This window comes from Desulfosporosinus burensis, assembly GCF_054657535.1.
Genome location: NZ_BAAHYN010000015.1, coordinates 1 through 18,670, shown reverse-complemented (window position 1 = coordinate 18,670; position 18,670 = coordinate 1). Strand labels below are relative to the sequence as shown.

20 protein-coding genes and 2 pseudogenes are annotated in these 18,670 nt (G+C 39.5%); 17 read left to right on the top strand and 5 right to left on the bottom strand.

What is annotated here, in order from left to right; genetic code table 11:
• Positions 1-23 precede the first annotated feature (23 nt).
• From ACYQ3Q_RS22820 to ACYQ3Q_RS22760, 13 genes and pseudogenes are all read left to right on the top strand, one after another.
• A complete protein-coding gene (locus ACYQ3Q_RS22820; RefSeq protein WP_459930771.1) occupies positions 24-782 on the top strand; it encodes a transposase in 759 nt (252 codons plus the stop codon).
• A 198-nt stretch (positions 783-980) separates the two neighbouring features.
• A complete protein-coding gene (locus ACYQ3Q_RS22815; RefSeq protein ID WP_459927235.1) occupies positions 981-1,268 on the top strand; it encodes a transposase in 288 nt (95 codons plus the stop codon).
• A 23-nt stretch (positions 1,269-1,291) separates the two neighbouring features.
• A complete protein-coding gene (locus ACYQ3Q_RS22810) occupies positions 1,292-2,167 on the top strand; it encodes an IS3 family transposase (protein WP_459927236.1) in 876 nt (291 codons plus the stop codon).
• A 305-nt stretch (positions 2,168-2,472) separates the two neighbouring features.
• A complete protein-coding gene (locus tag ACYQ3Q_RS22805) occupies positions 2,473-2,760 on the top strand; it encodes a transposase (protein ID WP_459927235.1) in 288 nt (95 codons plus the stop codon).
• A gap of 23 nt (positions 2,761-2,783) precedes the next feature.
• Positions 2,784-3,659 (top strand): IS3 family transposase, encoded by an 876-nt coding sequence (locus ACYQ3Q_RS22800; RefSeq protein ID WP_459927236.1) that lies wholly within the window; start codon positions 2,784-2,786, stop codon positions 3,657-3,659.
• 340 nt (positions 3,660-3,999) lie between these two features.
• Positions 4,000-5,321 (top strand): annotated as a pseudogene (locus ACYQ3Q_RS22795) (DUF3427 domain-containing protein); the annotation flags it as partial.
• 201 nt (positions 5,322-5,522) lie between these two features.
• The gene (locus ACYQ3Q_RS22790) at positions 5,523-5,681 is read left to right on the top strand and encodes a hypothetical protein (RefSeq protein ID WP_156146535.1); all 159 of its coding nucleotides are present in this window, start codon (positions 5,523-5,525) and stop codon (positions 5,679-5,681) included.
• Positions 5,682-5,686: 5 nt separating this feature from the next.
• Positions 5,687-6,703, top strand: coding sequence for a virulence RhuM family protein (locus tag ACYQ3Q_RS22785; RefSeq protein WP_459930770.1), 1,017 nt, complete (start codon positions 5,687-5,689; stop codon positions 6,701-6,703).
• 661 nt (positions 6,704-7,364) lie between these two features.
• Positions 7,365-7,616, top strand: a complete 252-nt coding sequence (locus tag ACYQ3Q_RS22780; protein ID WP_052693478.1) for a hypothetical protein — start codon at positions 7,365-7,367, stop codon at positions 7,614-7,616.
• Positions 7,617-7,640: 24 nt separating this feature from the next.
• On the top strand, positions 7,641-8,321 hold the full coding sequence (yidC, locus tag ACYQ3Q_RS22775; protein ID WP_459930769.1) for a membrane protein insertase YidC: 681 nt from the start codon (positions 7,641-7,643) through the stop codon (positions 8,319-8,321).
• Between the two features lie 141 nt (positions 8,322-8,462).
• Positions 8,463-9,818: a hypothetical protein gene (locus ACYQ3Q_RS22770; RefSeq protein WP_459930768.1), complete on the top strand. Its 1,356-nt coding sequence runs from the start codon at positions 8,463-8,465 to the stop codon at positions 9,816-9,818.
• A gap of 163 nt (positions 9,819-9,981) precedes the next feature.
• On the top strand, positions 9,982-10,851 hold the full coding sequence (locus ACYQ3Q_RS22765) for a DUF7713 domain-containing protein (protein WP_459930767.1): 870 nt from the start codon (positions 9,982-9,984) through the stop codon (positions 10,849-10,851).
• Positions 10,852-11,390: 539 nt separating this feature from the next.
• Positions 11,391-12,386: pseudogene (locus ACYQ3Q_RS22760) on the top strand (DEAD/DEAH box helicase family protein); the annotation flags it as partial.
• 257 nt (positions 12,387-12,643) lie between these two features.
• Here ACYQ3Q_RS22760 and ACYQ3Q_RS22755 read toward each other — a convergent pair.
• The 3 genes from ACYQ3Q_RS22755 to ACYQ3Q_RS22745 all read right to left on the bottom strand — a co-directional run bounded on the left by ACYQ3Q_RS22755 (position 12,644) and on the right by ACYQ3Q_RS22745 (position 14,070).
• The gene (locus ACYQ3Q_RS22755; protein ID WP_459930766.1) at positions 12,644-13,273 is read right to left on the bottom strand and encodes a Fic/DOC family protein; all 630 of its coding nucleotides are present in this window, start codon (positions 13,271-13,273) and stop codon (positions 12,644-12,646) included.
• Positions 13,263-13,460, bottom strand: a complete 198-nt coding sequence (locus ACYQ3Q_RS22750) for an antitoxin VbhA family protein (protein WP_459930765.1) — start codon at positions 13,458-13,460, stop codon at positions 13,263-13,265. Before ACYQ3Q_RS22750 ends, ACYQ3Q_RS22755 begins: the two co-directional genes overlap by 11 nt.
• A gap of 211 nt (positions 13,461-13,671) precedes the next feature.
• Positions 13,672-14,070, bottom strand: a complete 399-nt coding sequence (locus tag ACYQ3Q_RS22745; protein WP_459930764.1) for a LytR/AlgR family response regulator transcription factor — start codon at positions 14,068-14,070, stop codon at positions 13,672-13,674.
• Between the two features lie 150 nt (positions 14,071-14,220).
• Here ACYQ3Q_RS22745 and ACYQ3Q_RS22740 point away from each other — a divergent pair, with 150 nt between their 5' ends.
• The 4 genes from ACYQ3Q_RS22740 (at position 14,221) to ACYQ3Q_RS22725 (ending at position 16,643) form a co-directional block, all read left to right on the top strand.
• A complete protein-coding gene (locus tag ACYQ3Q_RS22740) occupies positions 14,221-14,472 on the top strand; it encodes a helix-turn-helix domain-containing protein (RefSeq protein ID WP_459930763.1) in 252 nt (83 codons plus the stop codon).
• Positions 14,473-14,842: 370 nt separating this feature from the next.
• A complete protein-coding gene (locus ACYQ3Q_RS22735; protein WP_459930762.1) occupies positions 14,843-15,223 on the top strand; it encodes a hypothetical protein in 381 nt (126 codons plus the stop codon).
• Positions 15,162-15,524: a hypothetical protein gene (locus tag ACYQ3Q_RS22730; RefSeq protein WP_459930761.1), complete on the top strand. Its 363-nt coding sequence runs from the start codon at positions 15,162-15,164 to the stop codon at positions 15,522-15,524. The genes ACYQ3Q_RS22735 and ACYQ3Q_RS22730 overlap by 62 nt, the downstream gene beginning before the upstream one ends.
• 198 nt (positions 15,525-15,722) lie before the next feature.
• On the top strand, positions 15,723-16,643 hold the full coding sequence (locus ACYQ3Q_RS22725) for a ParB/RepB/Spo0J family partition protein (RefSeq protein WP_459930760.1): 921 nt from the start codon (positions 15,723-15,725) through the stop codon (positions 16,641-16,643).
• Between the two features lie 165 nt (positions 16,644-16,808).
• On the opposite strand, the gene ACYQ3Q_RS22720 is transcribed toward ACYQ3Q_RS22725, so the two are convergent.
• A complete protein-coding gene (locus ACYQ3Q_RS22720; RefSeq protein ID WP_459930759.1) occupies positions 16,809-17,312 on the bottom strand; it encodes a hypothetical protein in 504 nt (167 codons plus the stop codon).
• A gap of 3 nt (positions 17,313-17,315) precedes the next feature.
• Positions 17,316-18,464, bottom strand: a complete 1,149-nt coding sequence (locus ACYQ3Q_RS22715) for an ImmA/IrrE family metallo-endopeptidase (protein ID WP_459930758.1) — start codon at positions 18,462-18,464, stop codon at positions 17,316-17,318.
• Between the last annotated feature and the right edge of the window lie 206 nt (positions 18,465-18,670).

Genomic DNA, 18,670 nt, shown 5'->3' with positions numbered 1-18,670 from the left:
AATGGCTCTATTTCGCCGACACAGTGGTTCTCTCGGAGCGAAATATTCATTTTGCTGAACGAATCAAGAAACGCTTTCCCAAACTCAAGATTTCCGTCACCATGGATGGGCTCTACGCATGCGGACCCGTCATAAAAACCTGTCGCGTATATGGTTGGGACTATATGCTTGTCTTCAAAGAAGGATCCATGAGAGATGCTTGGAGAGAAGCCATGGGTCTGATCAGGCTTACGCCTGAAAATATCCTAAAGCGCCATTGCGGAGGACGGAACCAGGTGTATCAGTGGATTAATGATGTTGAGTATACCTTTGGTAATAACGGCCGAGGTAAAGCACGACTCCATGTTGTGGTTTGTGAAGAAACCTGGGAAGAAACTAGTCGAACGACGGGCAAAACGACCTCCAACTCAACAAGATATGTTTGGATTTCGGGAAAAGAGATTAGTAAAACGAATGTAGAAACCAGGTGTCTTAAGATTGGTCGTTATCGCTGGAAAATCGAAAACAATTTTTTGGTTATGAAACATCAAGGATATCGATATGAACATTGTTTTTCCTACGACTGGAATGCCATGGTGGGCTTTCATTATCTTATGCAAATTGGCCGATTCATCAATGTATTGCTGGCTCATAGCGAACTTCTCGAGAAAAAAGTGACCGAACTAGGGATCACAGGCTTGTTAGCGTTTATTTTTAAAGCATGTACAGCAGATGTTCTGGATCTAAACCGAATAGCGACCATTGTTAACGACGGAAGTTACCATTGGAGATTAGCAAGTTAGAATCAGCCGATGTCTGAATGACAACTTCAAACAAAGAATGACCCTCTTAGGGTTTATTTGTCGTAGTGTGATTGTAACTTCAAGCTAGATCCGAATTCATAATGTGGTGTGCGACGAAGTGGAGTAGTATCATTTTAGTTAAGTCAGAAAACTCGTAATTCTGGTAAGAATAGGAAAAACGAAAGAAGGTAAATCCAGATGCGAGAATACGACAAAGACTTCAAACAAGAGGCCATCAAGTTGTCTTACGAATTAGGGACGACGGCTGCCTCAGAGAAACTGGGGATTCCAGTAACAACGCTATACTCATGGAAAAATCAATCAAAACGGTATGGAGAAGTAAGTTTTGTTGGCAGCGGACATAAACGTATTGACCCAAAAACAGCTGAAACCAAAGCAATGGAAAAGAAGATTAAAGACCTTGAAGCCGCCAATGATATTCTAAAAAGGGCCTTAGGTTTTTTCGCAGAGAGCCAAAAGAAATAGCTGCACGAGAGCTTTTTCATTGGATGTGGTTTCACAAAACTAAAGAGAAAACCAAGCACAGCATAAAAACCATGTGCAGAGTATTACTGGTTAGTGAAGCCGGATATTATAAGTGGTTAAAAAGGCAGTCCAAGCCTTACAAATACGAAGAACTTTTGGCTAAGATCCTTCAAATTCGTGCGGACAACCCGGACTATGGAGCATACAGGATTTATCTCCATTTAAAACTTTATCAAGGCTATACCGGTAGCTATTATGTAATCCTTAAGCTCTGTAAAATCAACCATCTTATGCTCAAGAAGAAACATCACTGTAGAGGAATAACCAAAGCAGATCTAGCCGCTCAAGCCAGTGCCAATCTCATCAAACAAGACTTTTCTGCAGTATCACCCAATCAAAAATGGCTTGGAGATGTCACAGAAATCCCAACGGCTGACGGAAAGCTTTATTTAGCCGCCGTATTGGATTGTTTCGATGGAAGTATCGTGGGATTTAAAATGGCAAATCACATGAGAGCCGAGCTATGTGTCGAAGCCTTTACCTCGGGTGTTAAGAGGTATCAAGCCTATGGGATGGTCTTTCATTCGGACAGGGGTAGTCAATACACAAGCGGGATCTACCGTCAAGCACTCGCCCAGCATGGTGCGAAACAGAGTATGAGCAGTACTGGTAAATGTTATGACAATGCCAGAATGGAGTCCTTTTTTGCCACATTAAAGAAAGAAAGCATCTATAAATTCAGAACCGAAACAATGAGTATGGAAAAGATTAAAAGCATAGTGTTTAGATTTATAGAAACCTATTACAATCGGAAACGAATTTACACTCCAAACGGAGGTTATCCGCCCCTAGTAATGCGTTCACAGTATTATCGAGAGCGTTTACCCCAAGCGGTGTAACAGTTAAGAGGCTTCGCCTCTTGAGTTTATCGCTTTTTGGTTCTCCTAAGGATAGAAATAAAGATACCAGGGTGATTAAATATATCCCCTGGCTATCCTTAGCAGAACTCTACCGGCCGCTCGTGTTGCTCTCCAGCATTTCACTATCCTGCCTGTAGATAAGAGCCAGTTATATTATAACCATAAATTGGTACTAAAATTACGAGTTTAGGGACTAAACCAAATTTGGAGTAGTATCATTTTAGTTAAGTCAGAAAACTCGTAATTCTGGTAAGAATAGGAAAAACGAAAGAAGGTAAATCCAGATGCGAGAATACGACAAAGACTTCAAACAAGAGGCCATCAAGTTGTCTTACGAATTAGGGACGACGGCTGCCTCAGAGAAACTGGGGATTCCAGTAACAACGCTATACTCATGGAAAAATCAATCAAAACGGTATGGAGAAGTAAGTTTTGTTGGCAGCGGACATAAACGTATTGACCCAAAAACAGCTGAAACCAAAGCAATGGAAAAGAAGATTAAAGACCTTGAAGCCGCCAATGATATTCTAAAAAGGGCCTTAGGTTTTTTCGCAGAGAGCCAAAAGAAATAGCTGCACGAGAGCTTTTTCATTGGATGTGGTTTCACAAAACTAAAGAGAAAACCAAGCACAGCATAAAAACCATGTGCAGAGTATTACTGGTTAGTGAAGCCGGATATTATAAGTGGTTAAAAAGGCAGTCCAAGCCTTACAAATACGAAGAACTTTTGGCTAAGATCCTTCAAATTCGTGCGGACAACCCGGACTATGGAGCATACAGGATTTATCTCCATTTAAAACTTTATCAAGGCTATACCGGTAGCTATTATGTAATCCTTAAGCTCTGTAAAATCAACCATCTTATGCTCAAGAAGAAACATCACTGTAGAGGAATAACCAAAGCAGATCTAGCCGCTCAAGCCAGTGCCAATCTCATCAAACAAGACTTTTCTGCAGTATCACCCAATCAAAAATGGCTTGGAGATGTCACAGAAATCCCAACGGCTGACGGAAAGCTTTATTTAGCCGCCGTATTGGATTGTTTCGATGGAAGTATCGTGGGATTTAAAATGGCAAATCACATGAGAGCCGAGCTATGTGTCGAAGCCTTTACCTCGGGTGTTAAGAGGTATCAAGCCTATGGGATGGTCTTTCATTCGGACAGGGGTAGTCAATACACAAGCGGGATCTACCGTCAAGCACTCGCCCAGCATGGTGCGAAACAGAGTATGAGCAGTACTGGTAAATGTTATGACAATGCCAGAATGGAGTCCTTTTTTGCCACATTAAAGAAAGAAAGCATCTATAAATTCAGAACCGAAACAATGAGTATGGAAAAGATTAAAAGCATAGTGTTTAGATTTATAGAAACCTATTACAATCGGAAACGAATTTACACTCCAAACGGAGGTTATCCGCCCCTAGTAATGCGTTCACAGTATTATCGAGAGCGTTTACCCCAAGCGGTGTAACAGTTAAGAGGCTTCGCCTCTTGAGTTTATCGCTTTTTGGTTCTCCTAAGGATAGAAATAAAGATACCAGGGTGATTAAATATATCCCCTGGCTATCCTTAGCAGAACTCTACCGGCCGCTCGTGTTGCTCTCCAGCATTTCACTATCCTGCCTGTAGATAAGAGCCAGTTATATTATAACCATAAATTGGTACTAAAATTACGAGTTTAGGGACTAAACCAAATTTGACAACTCCAAAGGCTTAGCTTTGGCTAATTGTAGATTATTGATTTGAGATTCGAAGAATGGAAGAAAGCTGAGTTTTATTTACTTATGAAATAAATCATGCTTCAGCTCTGTGGTGTGACAGATAATGTTGACCTTCGTCAGGTTCAATGGGTTGCTGGAAATTATGATGAGAGGGAGCTAGAAAACCTCTATGTTTTCGAAAAAGCGATTGCCGAAAAACGAGTTGGATATATCTTCAACGCCATGGAGCGATATTGTCTTGATCCTGTGGAGATCATCGGAATTGGTTTTTGTTTAAGTAAAAAGCATGCTGAATTTATGGCTCAGGTCTTTAACAAAGCGGGGATTCCTTCAGAATTTCTGATTGCGGAATCGGAAAACGACGTGAGGGATAGCGTAAAGCGGCGCCTGGTAATGAGGGAAATCACCTTTGTTTTTGTGGTCGATCTATATAATGAAGGAATCGATATTCCTGAAGTGAATACGGTTCTTTTTCTGCGGCCGACGGAAAGCTTAACCGTCTTTTTGCAGCAGTTAGGTAGGGGGCTAAGACTCTGTGAGGGGAAAGAAGCGCTGACAGTATTGGATTTTGTAAGACAAGCGCATCAGAAGTATTCCTTTGAAGACCGCTTTAAAGCGTTGTTATCTAGGACTCGAAAAACGATTGAGCAGGAAATAAAGATGGGTTTTGCCAATGTGGCTAGAGGCTGCTCAATCCAATTGGAAAAACAAGCCCAAGACTACATTTTGGAGAACATCCGAGATGCGGTTAATACTAAGCGAAATTTGATCAGCAAGCTTTATGATCTTCTAGAAATCAAACATGAGCTTAAGGTCAGGGAGTTTTTCGAGGGTTACCATGTAACACCACAAGATGTCCACGGCTTTACCAAGAACTGATGGATTTGCTGGACTATCAGTTCGATATCAATTTCGTGGATAAGCCTTTGGTCGGATTAGAGGATGAATACCCACTCGACTTATATTGTGCTTACACGTTTGATCAGATTTTGGTGGCTCTGGGAAAACATACGGAACAAAAGAGGAGCTCTTTCCGGGAAGGAGTTCTCTACCTAGCTGAGAAGAAGCTGGATGTCTTTTTCGTGACCTTGAACAAGTCCGAAAAGGACTATTCTCCGTCAACCATGTATCAGGATTATTCCATCAGTGAAGAGCTATTTCATTGGCAGTCTCAGAGTCGTACGACGGAGGAATCGCTGACAGGGCAGAGGTATCTTAACCAAGTAGCCAGTGATGGGAAGGTGTTGTTTTTTGTGAGAGAGTATAAGAAAGAGGGGGCTTTTGCATCTCCGTTTACTTGTATTGGATTTGCCGATTTTCAAAGCCACTATGGTTCAGCACCAATTAGTATTGTCTGGAAGATGAAGGAGCCGCTGCCGGGGTTTGTGATGAAGAAGACGGTAAAGGTTTAATTTTTTGGATTTCTTATACAGAATTAAGGGTTTTCGTTATTCTCCCCACTTTCATGAGAAGCTTCTATTTTGTCCTGAAAAAAAGTGGAGTGACTTAGTTATGGAATTTATTGGTGGAATATTTTGGTTCTTCTATTGTAACTATCCCCAATAAGGATTAGAATGTTAGTAGAACAAACGTTCTCGAAATGGGGGGATAAGGTGCAATCATTTGATGGACCATGGACCCTACTGAAATTAGACGTATCGGAGAAATATCTTATGCAAGCTATCAAGAAGCAAAACTTTATCCTTACGTTATATTGTGCATTCGCAGGAAGCGGAGATGTCGATGTCCCAGTATTGGTTAAAGGAGAATGAAATTTATGAGTGAAGATAAAAAATCATTTAAAATAAGAAACAGTACTGCAGAATTTTTAATGTTTACAGCAGATTCAGGTTCCGATTCAATTGAAGTTATGGTTGCAGATGAAAATGTATGGCTAACGCAGGATATGATTGCAACACTCTATGATAAGGGACGTTCTACTGTTACTGAACATCTAAAAAATATTTTCGCTGATGGTGAGTTAGAGGAAAATTCAGTATGTCGGAAATCCCGACGAACTGGTACTGATGGAAAAGAATATAATACAAAATTTTATAATTTAGAAGCTGTTATTGCTGTTGGATTTAGAACTAATTCGGAAAGAGCTATTGTGTTTAGAAGTTGGGCAAGTTCTATTTTGAAAGAGTTTTCTATCCGAGGGTACGTTTTAGATAAAGACAGGTTGAAAAATGGAACTTTTCTGAATCAAGAATTCTTTGACCACTTGCTTGAAGAGATAAGAGAAATCAGAGCTAGTGAAAGGAAATTTTATCAGAAAATTACCGACATTTACGCTACTGCAATGGATTATTCCGTGGAAGCGATAACAACAATATCATTTTTTAAAACTGTTCAAAACAAGCTGCACTTTGCCATTCATGGAAAAACTGCAGCAGAATTAATCGTTGATAGAGCCAAGGCTGAAATAGAACATATGGGGCTAACTACATGGAAAAATGCACCGCAGGGGAAAATCATTAAAAGTGATGTATCTATTGCTAAAAACTACCTTACATTAGATGAAATTGATGGTCTGAATCGAATTGTCTCAATGTATTTGGACTATGCTGAAAACCAAGCCAAGCGTAGAATTCCAATGACGATGGAGGATTGGGCAAATCGACTAAATGCTTTTTTGCAGTTTAACGAATATGAACTACTAAATAATGCGGGCAAGGTTACAGCTGAAATAGCTAAATCATTCGCTGAAAGTGAGTTTGAAAAATACCGCATTGTGCAGGATAGATTGTTTCAGTCTGATTTTGATAAGTTTGCTAAAGGGTTGTTAGAATAACCCAAAATGGCCTAGCCTACCGTGCACTTCGGTAGGCTATTTGTCTGGGCATCGGTGCCTGACAGTGCGGATGTGCCAGGTCGTAAAATGTAGTGGATGTGGAATCCCATCGGGTAAGGTAGACCAACCCGTAGTTAGCCTTGGAGGAAGTGGGGTAACTCACTTCTTTAAAACAGTTTAGCTTTCATCCTCATACACGTTGTTTCATCCCTGCGCCGAGTAGTTTTAAGGGAACTTTAGTTACTACTTCGGTACTTGTCCTTGCGGACAGCTGCATGCTATGGTCGCCGTAGGGTTTCCCCATCCGGGTAAGCAGCGGGATGATAGGGTTGGGTTTTATCCCTTGACACTTTTTCTACCGCTTGCTAAAGCGGACACTCTGGATCGATGCAGATTGGGCGGCTTTGCAAAAGCGACTTATGGCCGTATCCCAAATGAGAGGCTTATCTCCTCTATTTGGCAATTGTTAGCCCAGTGGGTATCTGATTGACAGGAAGCGCATGGGAAACAACCGGATACTTATAATTCAATTGGGGTACCGGGCTCAACCGGTATCTCCTAGCGCAAAATTACGTATTAAATAGACGTATTAATTAACTTGTGAACGTTTGATAGTGAGTATATAATTATCTAAATTAAAGTTGTTTTTGGAGGTGAGCCAGTGCCGATAGATAATCATGTTTGGTTATTACTACTTTTCAACGTTATAATCGTACTGGCTTTATCTTGGCTAGGTTTTACCTTCGTTAAACGTGGCGCCCATTGTTTTAAAGCATCAGAGAGCAAGAACATTGGTATTTCACGACTTATCTCAAATGGGTTGACTATTTTAGCAAATAAGTATTTGATTGTTCGAAGAATGATTAAGATTGATACTGATGATGATCCGCCACATCTTCTCCTTAGTTTATAGTCATAAAAACTAAGGAGGAAAAACATGAGTATTTTTAGTTCTTCATTTACTATCTTATTGACAAAATTTATTGGTTTGACAGGGGATTGGTTTATCGCTGTGATTCTAGTAACCTTGGTGATAAGGTTATGTCTCCTTCCTTTATCCGCAAAACAACATAAAGATCAATTCACAACGTCTAATCTTAATCAGGTCAAGTCTTTTTTAACCACTAAATTCAAGAATCAGACGGAAAAGATTGATAAAGAATTATTGAAGATCGCCTCTAAATATAAGGTGAACACTTTCCTATCTGCGTTGTTGCTCGTAGTTCAAGCCCCGATCCTATTTTCTCTGTACGCTTCGATAATTAATTTAAGTACTTCAGTGGGAAGCATGTTGGTCCCTTGGGTATTAAGTGTTCATGCTCCCGATTCATTACACGTTCTTCCTATCTTGGCGGGTGTCTTCCAAGCATTAGGTGGTTTTACAGCAGAAGTTAAATCGTTTCTAATGTTTTTTGTACCAGTAGCGATTGGACTAGTATTTCTTTGGAAAGCTCCTGCTGTCCTTAGTGTTTACTGGATGACTAACTCAGCACTCAGGTTCCTTGAATATAAGATATTTTCTTTAAAGGCTGTTCGCAATAGGTTTTTAAAGGTACCTACTACAGAAGAAATGATGAGAAGTATTTCTAACCAAGTTGTCCAAGCGAAACTATCCTAATCATTCGGCTCTCATCGAAAACGGTGGGGGCCTTTTCTACGGAATTTCTGATATAACTGAAGAGGAAAAAAAGAGGTGCTTTGTGTTATTACTGGAGTTACATAATGAATCGCATTTTAATCGTAGAGGATGGAACAAAAAATGAGTGAGTTTTCGATTAAAGACGGGCTAGAGGGTTTGAATTCAAATGAACTCATAAAGTTAATCATGAATCTCATACAAAGAGAAGGACAGGCAAGATTGCATGTGCTGGAATGGCTTGAACAAAATTGCAATACAAATAAGAAAGCTTCAAATTCAAACAAAAGTAAATCTCCCAAAATTCATAATGAGCTGTTATTCGAATATTGGAACAATGCTCAGAGCATAATTTCTGAATTTAATTGCTACGGAGGAGGACCTGAGGAGGAAGAAGAGGAGGTTTATGAATGGTTAGAGAAGATTTCTGACTTGATAAAGGAAGATAAGATTACACCTGAAGCAAAGCACCGATTTATGGATGCAGCTTTTGTTGAATATGATACAGGTAATTCCGGTTTTGACGACGGTCTGATGGATCTGTTTTTTGAATTGTGCAAAGAAAAAGATGAATGGGAATTTCTTGTGCAAAAGCTTAATAGTAGGAAGTCCGATTGGAGAAAGACGCTTGTCATGCGGATTTACAGGGATCAGCTAAAGGATGATTCCAGATACTTGGAGGAGAGACTTAAAAACCTTCAATATGGGATGGATTATTGGGATTTAGTCCAATACTATATCGGCAAACGAAATAAGAAATTGGCGCTTGAAATAGCGCAAAAGGGTATCGAGCATGGAGAAGGAAGACTAACCGAGCTTTATGATTATCTTATTGACCATTATTCGAAGCAACAGGATAAAGACCATCTTGAATCAATTGCTGAAATTGCAATGCAAAGAAAAAATGATGAAAGCTATGTTTTGGAAAGACTATTTACATTTTATAAAAATGGTGACTATGAAAAGGCGAAAGAGAAGCTGATTCTAGTATATAAAACGACCCATAACAAAAGGTATTTTGAAGAATATAAGAGAATGAAAAATTATCTATCTGAATCTGATTGGGAAAAAATAGAACCAGAGATTGTTAATGAGGCCCAAAACAATAACATGCATGACTATTTAAGTATTTGTCTTCAAAAGGGAATGAAGGACATTGTTATTAAAACTATAATATCCCCGCCAGTGAACCAATGGGGATGTGCCAGTTTTTCTGATTTCGACATATTCGCACAAAAACTTGAAAAAGAATATCCAAAAGAAATTCTGGAGTACTACTACAAAAAAGCATATCGTAGAATTCCAAATGGAGATAGAAAAACATACAAAGAAGCTGTAAAATATCTTGGGAAAGTTAAAGCAATCTATTTAAAGCATTTAAAGGACAAGGATGGCTGGACACATATGCTCAGTAAACTGCTTATGGAGTTTAAGAAAAGACCGGCATTTATTGATGAGGTTAGGAAGAGTAAGTTATAAGAGAATGTGTTCGAATGGGCAAACCTTGAAATCTTAAAACTGTCCAATAAAGATCTCAGCTGAAATGGAAATATCTCATGAATATTATAAAAAAAATCAGTCACTGGCAGGGTACAAGCACTTGACCAATTAAGAAACTTAGTATCCAAAAGGAGTTGCAATCATGAAATGTGAAAAATGCAAATTGAATGAAGCTAATATTCATGTGGAAAATGTCGGCGATTTCTGTTTGAACTGTAATAATGAAATAATGGCAGATTTTCTTGGAGTTAACAAGATGGATGATTTTTTCAAGATTATCTCAACCCTCGATGTTGACGGAATGATACATCGATTTGAGATTTCTAATATGATTATGCCTGGATTTTCTGTATGGAAAGCAGAAGAATTGGAGGGCGATTATCAGTTCGAGATACTCGTTAAGCCTGAAGAGAATCAAGCTGTGGCAATCGAACATTTGCATCAGAAAATATTGACCGGAATAGGATATAAAACGCTTGCACGTAAGCCGGATAGGTATTTTATTGATAATGCAATTCACATCAACAAGGAGCAATATAGCCTTAATAGCATTGGAACATGCCGGATTCAACATGCTGAAGAAGAAAATCAAGTTTATCTGGTTATAGATGGCAAGAATATTCCTTTACCTGATTTTGGACGAACCCTGACAGCCTTTGAGGGCTTTAATATGGAGTTTCAGATAAGGGATCTGTCCGAGGAAGTCCTTGGAAAAGACATGGTACTAAGAAAGGTAAGTATCAATCCACAAGTTATTATAGAGCATTTTGAAAAGACTTTGGGTTGGTTTTTGCAAGGCGATTTTTTAAGTTACAGACATGCAAGTGCTTGTACGGAAGCCTTGTTTGAGAGGATCGAGGAATTGGAGTTACTCTGCAAGTATGGTAATCAAGAAGAGGCTGTTGAAGTCGGAGAAAGAATGAAACAGCGACTCACATCGGTTGAACATGATTCGGATGACTTCCCGGATTATCTTTTGAAGATGATTGACGAAGTGATTGGAACGGCTTAAAGAATCAAGAATGACATACTCCTATTTACGGGTGAAAATTTGCTCTACAAAACATTATGTATCGGTTTAATCAAGCCGATGCCTTTTTCTTATTGTACTGAGGTCGAGAATGTCTGAATGACATAATAATGTCCAGACCGAATGTTATGATTTTAATTAGGTAGGCAACTTAATAGCAATTTACATAGAACCCCTCCAATAAGCTTCAAAATAACTCAAGAATATTGTAAAAAGAACAGTTTTTGGCAGGGATTAGTAGAAAAATGCAGAATTTAGGTAATGGAAAACCGCGGCCCAGTTGCTGAACATAAAGTGTCAACCTTCACATCATTCAGGCTTTGATCGGGTCGGAAAAGGCCTTTGAAGTTCATCTTCAGGGGTCTTCTTTTCCTCCCAAGTGACCTGGTACTTCCCGCAATTTGTCGAACCCATTAAGGGGTTGGTTGTTATGTGTGGCTTAAAGTTGATCAATAATGCAGTACAATGGATCTGTCCCGCTGTGTATTAACCATCCCGATTAATCTTGAATGCATTGAATAAGAAACACCGGTTTCAGTACCGTATATATAGGATCGTCGAACATCTCTGAGTCAGCTATGACGAGCGGATTGGAATGGAATATTAAGCTATCCCAATATGACTCAGGGGATATTCTGGAGAAAATCCGGGCTACCTTTGAAGGATATTGGAATAATCTTGAGTTTACACTCTTTATTACAGCTCTTGATTTCGAGCGTTTGAGAAAGGCTTTGAAGTCCGAGCGAAGAAGGAGTCAGGATAAGCAAATGACTTAGCTTTTCACTTTGATCTTAAACCCTTACTATTATCAGCAAGAAATTCTGGACAAATTGAAGCTGAACGGGAAGCGCATCGCTCGTTTAAAAACCTGGTCGTTGCGGCCACGGGGAAGGGTAAGACAGTCATCGCGGCCTTTGATTACCGGGTTTGCAGGGTAAACAATAGACCAAACAAACTGCTTTTTGTCGCTCACCGAAAGGAAATATTAAGTCAAAGCTTGTCTTGCTTCCGAGGGATACTCAAGGATCTCAACTTTGGCTCGATGATGGTTGGAGGCTAAAAGCCGGATAGCTTTGACTATTTATTTGACTCCATCCAATCTTTTAACTCGAAGGATTTGACTGAGGTTACTTCGCCTGATTTCTATGATTATATTGGGATTGACGAGTTCCATCACGCTGCAGCCCCATCCTACCAAGAACTTTTAGAGTATTATAAACCGAAAGTGTTACTTGGACTGACGGCAACTCCAGAGAGAGCGGACGGACAAAGCATCTATACATATTTCGAGGGCAGAGTTGCTGCCAAAATCCGTTTATGGGAAGTCATTGAGGCGGAAATTGCTCAGCCCTTTTCATTATTTTGGTGTGACAGATAATGTTGACCTTAGTCAGGTTCAATGGGTTGCTGGAAAATACGATGAGGGGGAGATAGAAAATCACAATGTATTCGAAAAAGCCATTGCCCAAAAACGAGTTGGTTATGTAATCAACACCATGGGGCGATATTGTCTTGAGAAGTAGGATAGAAGTGGAAGACACTAAGGAATAAAAGAAGCTGATAAGAAAACTTGCTTTACATTTCATACGCGTGACTTTACGAATAACATGATCCCCCAAACCAGCATTTCATTAAGACTAAGGATAGCCTTCCCAATTTTATGGCGATTACTGGTTCTAAATGCACCTCAGCAGAATTCCATATAATTTCCATCAAACCGGCTTCTACCAATAAAACGCACCTAGCCCTAGGTGCGTTTTATTGCTTTTTGCAGTTACTTGTTTTCTATGGATTGAAAGATGCAACTTATTAATGGTTCAATACTTTTATTAACCGCAGTAATCATCGCCTCTAACAAGACTTCACTTGTAATCAAGGACCAATTAATAATATAACCTCTTTCAAAAGCCAACTGCCGTATAAATTCCCTGATACTTCTGCCATTTCCTTCTCTGAATGGATGAATCATATTGAGTTCTGACATATAGTAGGCAGCCCTCTTGGAAAATTCTTCAGCACTCAAGTCTCGTAAATGGTTTTCCTTATTTAGTTTACGAAATAAGGATTGTAAGTTTTCCCCAATAAATGGACTATCACAAAAAGGGGTACTTCCCTTTGCGATAAACTCCCTCCTCAGCTTTCCTGCAAAAGGATAAACATCCTGAAAAATATATTTATGAATCCGTATTAAATGGGTAATACCAAATTTACCTTTTACAGTCTGCGCATTTTCAAGTTCATATTGCCGAATCATTGTAATATCTGCTTCGTACTCAGCCAGAGCTTTTGCATCACGGATGTTTTCCTTGTTAATTAATATATCCGTTCCTTTATAACAATAGATTGACTGCCGATTTTCTAAAGGGTCATAGGTTGAAAAGCCACTACCCATTTCATCGTCCAAATTTAGCAGAGTGCTTTTCCTTTATCCTCGCAACTGCTTCTCTGCTGGTAATTTTATCTTCAAGGTACAGTTTGCCGAGTGCCTGAGCATGTAAACTTGGTTGTAATCCTTCCATCGCCATTGAAGCCCCAACACTGGAAATTACTCTTTTATAATTCCTTACACCTTTTATAACACTCGTTTTCAAAGCGATTCACCTCTTAAGATTATTATACGCAAATCCATGATAAAAGACAATTTATTAACCTACGTTCAGCTCGAAATTAACGGTGCAAGTAATCGACTTGCCAACCAGTGGCAAGTCAATTTACGGGGTTAGGCTTATCTTGTGGTCTTTATCGCGACGTGATAGACAGAACCGCGTTGCACCTTAATGCTTACATATACACGAAAGACTCTTAGCAGCTGTAACTATTGCTGGCTTTCCAAGCTAATACCTTATTCAATATGGACTTAACATCTTCTTTTTGGACAGGCTTGGACAGTATCTGAAGTGGAGAAGCGGTCATAAAAGCATTTGGCTCATCGGAAGCCGTTGCAAAAACAATATGACAAGCAGTATTGTCGCGCCGAATATATAAAGCCGTTTCCAGTCCGGTCATTTCTTTCATATAGTTATCAAGGAAGAAAAGATCAAAAAATTCCTTATCCTCGTTGAATTTTTCAATAAGTGTTTCTCCGCTATCAAATTGATAAAGATTGAACCTGACGTCATTTTCAGTTTCATATTCTTGAATCAGTATCATCAGATACTTACGCAGGATGAGCTTGTCGTCACATATGCCAATGTTTAACAATGTAATTCTCCTTCCTCAACTATTTCTCTGACAATAGTGAATTAAATATTGTAGTATAACTACAATATTATACCCCCATACTGCGTATTCTTGCAATTCCATTTTAGGTAGAATTAGATAAAATATTGTTGTATCTAATGGAGGAATCATATGCCCCCTATCAGCAGCAAGTCATATACCAAGGAAGAGAATCAATTTTTGAAGAATATAGGCTTTAAAATTCAATTTCTTCGGAAGCAGCGAGGCCTCAGTCAGAGTGAGCTTGCCGAAAAATCGGAATTGAGTTATGCCACCATTAGCCATCTTGAAAGCACATCTGTCTATGGTTTATCTGTTATTGCCATTTACAGAATCGCCAAAGCCCTTGACGTTGATCCGAGCCAACTTCTAATGTTTAAGTAGTTATTAAGTTTAACGCTTTCATTTGCTATTATTAGATTGAATTATTAATTGAACTCGGCATCTGACCGTTACGAAGCTCTACGAAATATAGGGAGCAAGATTTAGTGTAATCTTACTCCCTTAAAAGCATATGCCTCGCGCCTTTCGGCGCGAGGCATATGCTTGCTTATGGTTGTCGTTACTGAGAGGGAAGGCTTCCCTGCGGTCAACCTTCCCCAGGGGTACGCCCCCAACACAGTGCCAACACACAATGGGAAACTATTCTGAAAATTATAAGAGCCTTGAAAGGAGTACTTGGTAACATGTTAGTGAGCTCTTCTATAGCTTTGACCCCGAGGATTTGGGCCAACAGCCTGGAGATTTAGGTGAGGTGATCACAAAGATCGCTCTAGGTTCCCCGGCAATTTCGGCTTTGCGCTCTTTTGGCCGGGTTTGGTCGCTGGCAGAGATCACGGATACCCTAGAAATCCTGTCAGCTTCTGCCCTTATCGCCACAGGTTTCCGGAACCTCTATAATTTACCAGATTCGATCAGTCTGATTCGGAGCTTACACCGTCGGGAGCGTCGGGAAGTGTACTGGAAAGCAGTTTTAGACTATGGAATTGAAGGCAACATACAAGCTCTGATGGATGAGTACTTTCATATTCTTTATGAATCGTTAGGACTAAACGGTAAAGGCCCTTTGGGAGTTGGAAAGCAACGGAAACGGAACCTACTCCGATCCCTGGGCGGTAATATTTGCCCAAGCTAAAGCTGATCGTAGCCCAGACGCCAATGATTTAGTACCTTATTGGATTTATGAAGAGAACGATGAGCACGAAGAAAGCGAAGGGTATAAGATCGAACGACATATCCTGTCGCTGCCTTTAAGTCGTGAAGCAAGTTATAAAAATGATTTAAAGCGAACACTTGTAGCCTATCGGATGGTTTTTGGCCAGCCTCGGCAAGAAGATCTCTTAAGGTTCCTGACAACTCACTTTCAAGATGATGAAGAGTTAAAGGAGTTTCTCAATTATAGGATTGATTTAAGGCCAAGAGTGATTGGGGTTTAATTTGACGTGTAAACTAGAATTTGCTTGGCATAAGGTTTCAATTGTATCATGAAGACTCAGCACTAAAAGTGTCATAATTTTCCTTATGGCTAGGACGCGAAACGAAAAGTTTTAGGAGTAAAGAGATTGGACGATTAGAGAATAGGACAATTTATTTCTCACATAACCTTTCCTTAGGAGGATTGGGGGTGTGTTACTATGCCCGGGCATATTAATTGGATTAGGTTGTCCCAAATATTTCTGGACCCCTTATTTGGATGTGAAGAGGATACGCGATTAACAGCCGATATTAGAAAGAATAAATTGGACAATCCATTAATCGTCGAGGGGCCAATCAACGATCACTATATTCTTGTAGACGGCTATAAGAGGTATATAAGTCTGGTTCACCTGGGATGGGAAAGTGTCCAATGTACTATCGAACCAGTTTCGGATCGTGCCTACCGTATCGCAAAGCGGTTACGTCGGGACTACAATAAGCAAAAAATGCGTAGTTCAGAACGGATCCGTTACGTCCATTGGTTGTTAGGTCTGCAGTGGGATATCAACACGATTAGCAAGGAAACTGGCATTGCCAGGGCAGTTGTTCGTAAATACGAAAAGATTCGTGATATACCCCAGGAGTATAAGGACATTATTAAGTCCTTAAAGCTTGGCCACGAAGCACTTTTAGCTTTGGATAGAATGCAAAGCCGTGTTCCCAGTAGAACTTTTTATCAGATAGTCGATGTGCTCAAGCGGAATAGTTCAGAAATCTTTGGTTATCATGTTGGGGCGATTGAATATTTAACGAAGGTCGCCGAATTTAGTAGGCTACCAGAAACAGCCGTCAAGCGTGCGGTTCGCAAAACCATCATTAATAATACCTTTAGGCAGAAAGAAGCAAAAAAGATAGTTGATATTGAGGCTGTAGTGTCTGGAATTACGCAGGATGACTCATTAATTGAGCAATGCATGGATTTTATTATTAAAGAGGCTAGCGAATTAGCCAATATTGTTTCACCTAACCTAATGAAAAACGCCACTCCACTGCAACGGAAACAGATTGTGGCAGTATTTGAGAAGTGTCTGGAAAAAGCAAGATCAAATACCAACTGGTGGGATTGGTCACGTCGTTAATTGCATCAATGATCTCTTTTTCTTTTGGTGCAGCAATCCTCCAGTAATTTAAATAAAAAATTTCAAGCTTTGATTTTAATTAAGTGTATATCAAAAGATATGGACAAATTCGTCCATGTCTTTTGACTTTTCAAGCACATTTGGAAACATGGGATTTGGTTAACATCAACCAAATCCCAGTCTCAATAAGGACTTTTCAACAATGCTGGCTGTGATGTATTTCGGATTAATCTTATTAATATCTAGTATGATATCTCTAGCATGTGTGGCAGGGAGTCCGCCAGATTCTACTAACATACAAATTAGTTCAATCCCCCAAATTAGCGTTACGCCTTCAGATTCACACATTTGCCTTAATGGTTTATCATTAGTCACACAAGTCCAACCAAAACTTTTGGCAAGAATTAAACATAAGTTATCTTGAAATGATAATGATCCTTTTTTCTCTGCCGCTAACATAACCTGGTCTAGTTCAGGTTCAACAAGTATAATTCCCAGTTCAGCACAATCACTATCGCTAATTTCGCTAATTTCATCTAAAACAGGTGTTGCTAAATATACTTGCCCAACGTTAGTAGAAATCAATTTAATAATTGTTCTGTCACATTTTAAGAAATCAATAAGAACATTAGCATCTAATATCAAAAATTGACTCTTTGTAATTACCATTCATTATACCCACGAAGAAACTATTTCTCGCATGGCTTCAAGATCAAGTCTGAGGATCTCAGCTCCACGGCTCATGGTAATTTCATCCCTTTCAATTGCTTTGCGGACTAATCTAGATAAACGATCTTCTACAAAGTGAGACGATGATAGGGAGTCAGGTTCAAGGGAACGCAATACTTCTGGAGTTTGTTGGAATTTGTCTGGGGACAAAGCTTCAGGTTCGTCAGTAATACTTAGGGTTTTGCCAGTTTTTAATTTATAGGCATGCTGAAATTTTCCCCATATAGATTTTCCTAAACTTTCAGAAAGGCGATACAGGACTGTCTTGTAACTAACTTGAAATATCCTCTTTACTTTGAGAACACGATTAATAAAAGGCAAGCCATAAGCGTCCGCCCATTCTGATTCAAAAGCAGCATTGGGCATCAAGAAATGGGACGCAAAAACATTAGCCTCTTCTTCCTGATCAGGTTCTTCTGCGCTTAATCCCACATCATAAGCGTCAAAATGTAGAAGTAAATGCCCGAGCTCGTGGGCAGCGCTGAAAATCCATCGCTCAACAGAAATCCGTTCCCAAACGTTAACGATAATAGCAGGTCCCCCATCTTCTTCTGAAACGGATAAGCCAAAGAAGCCATCGGATGCAAGACTTATGGGGTATACTTTTATCCCACTTGAATCAAGTAAACCGGTGATATCGCGGATAGGTTCACTGATTTTGAGTCCAAACAATTCTCTAGCCTGCTCAGCTGCGTATTTAGCTCGATCAGTTCTTTCGCCAATTGAACATAATTTTTTGGCTAGGTCATGAAATAGATAATCTTCACGATCATCTAATAAGTCTTCGAGATAATTATAATCGTCAAGCCATTGTGCTACTTCATTCAATATATTGTCCCGACTATTCATTCTCTTCAACGCTCGAAATCGTACCTTATTTAAGGTTCGAATCGGGACGAACAAATCTTGGAGTTTTACGCCAACGCCAAAAGCGATATTTTGTAAGGTCGATACTTTTGGGGTTGAGATGCCATTTTCGATATTCCGATAGGCAACTCTAGAAATTCCAGCAGAATCGGCAACTTGCGCTTGACTAAAACCTTTGGCTTCACGAATTCGGCGGAGGTTCACGCCAATATTTTTTTGATCCATTTACACCACCCTTTTACTCTATTATATACAAAAAAACAATATTTGAATACATGATAACTAAACTTGTCAAAGAAATATTTGTGTTGTATAATGATTTTGCAAAACTGACTTCGGAACGAACTGTTTCGTCAGAACTGACTGGCTGCTTTAACATTATCTTTTACCAGAGCGCTAAGGACGCGGTGTTCAAGGATCTAAGCGCAGAA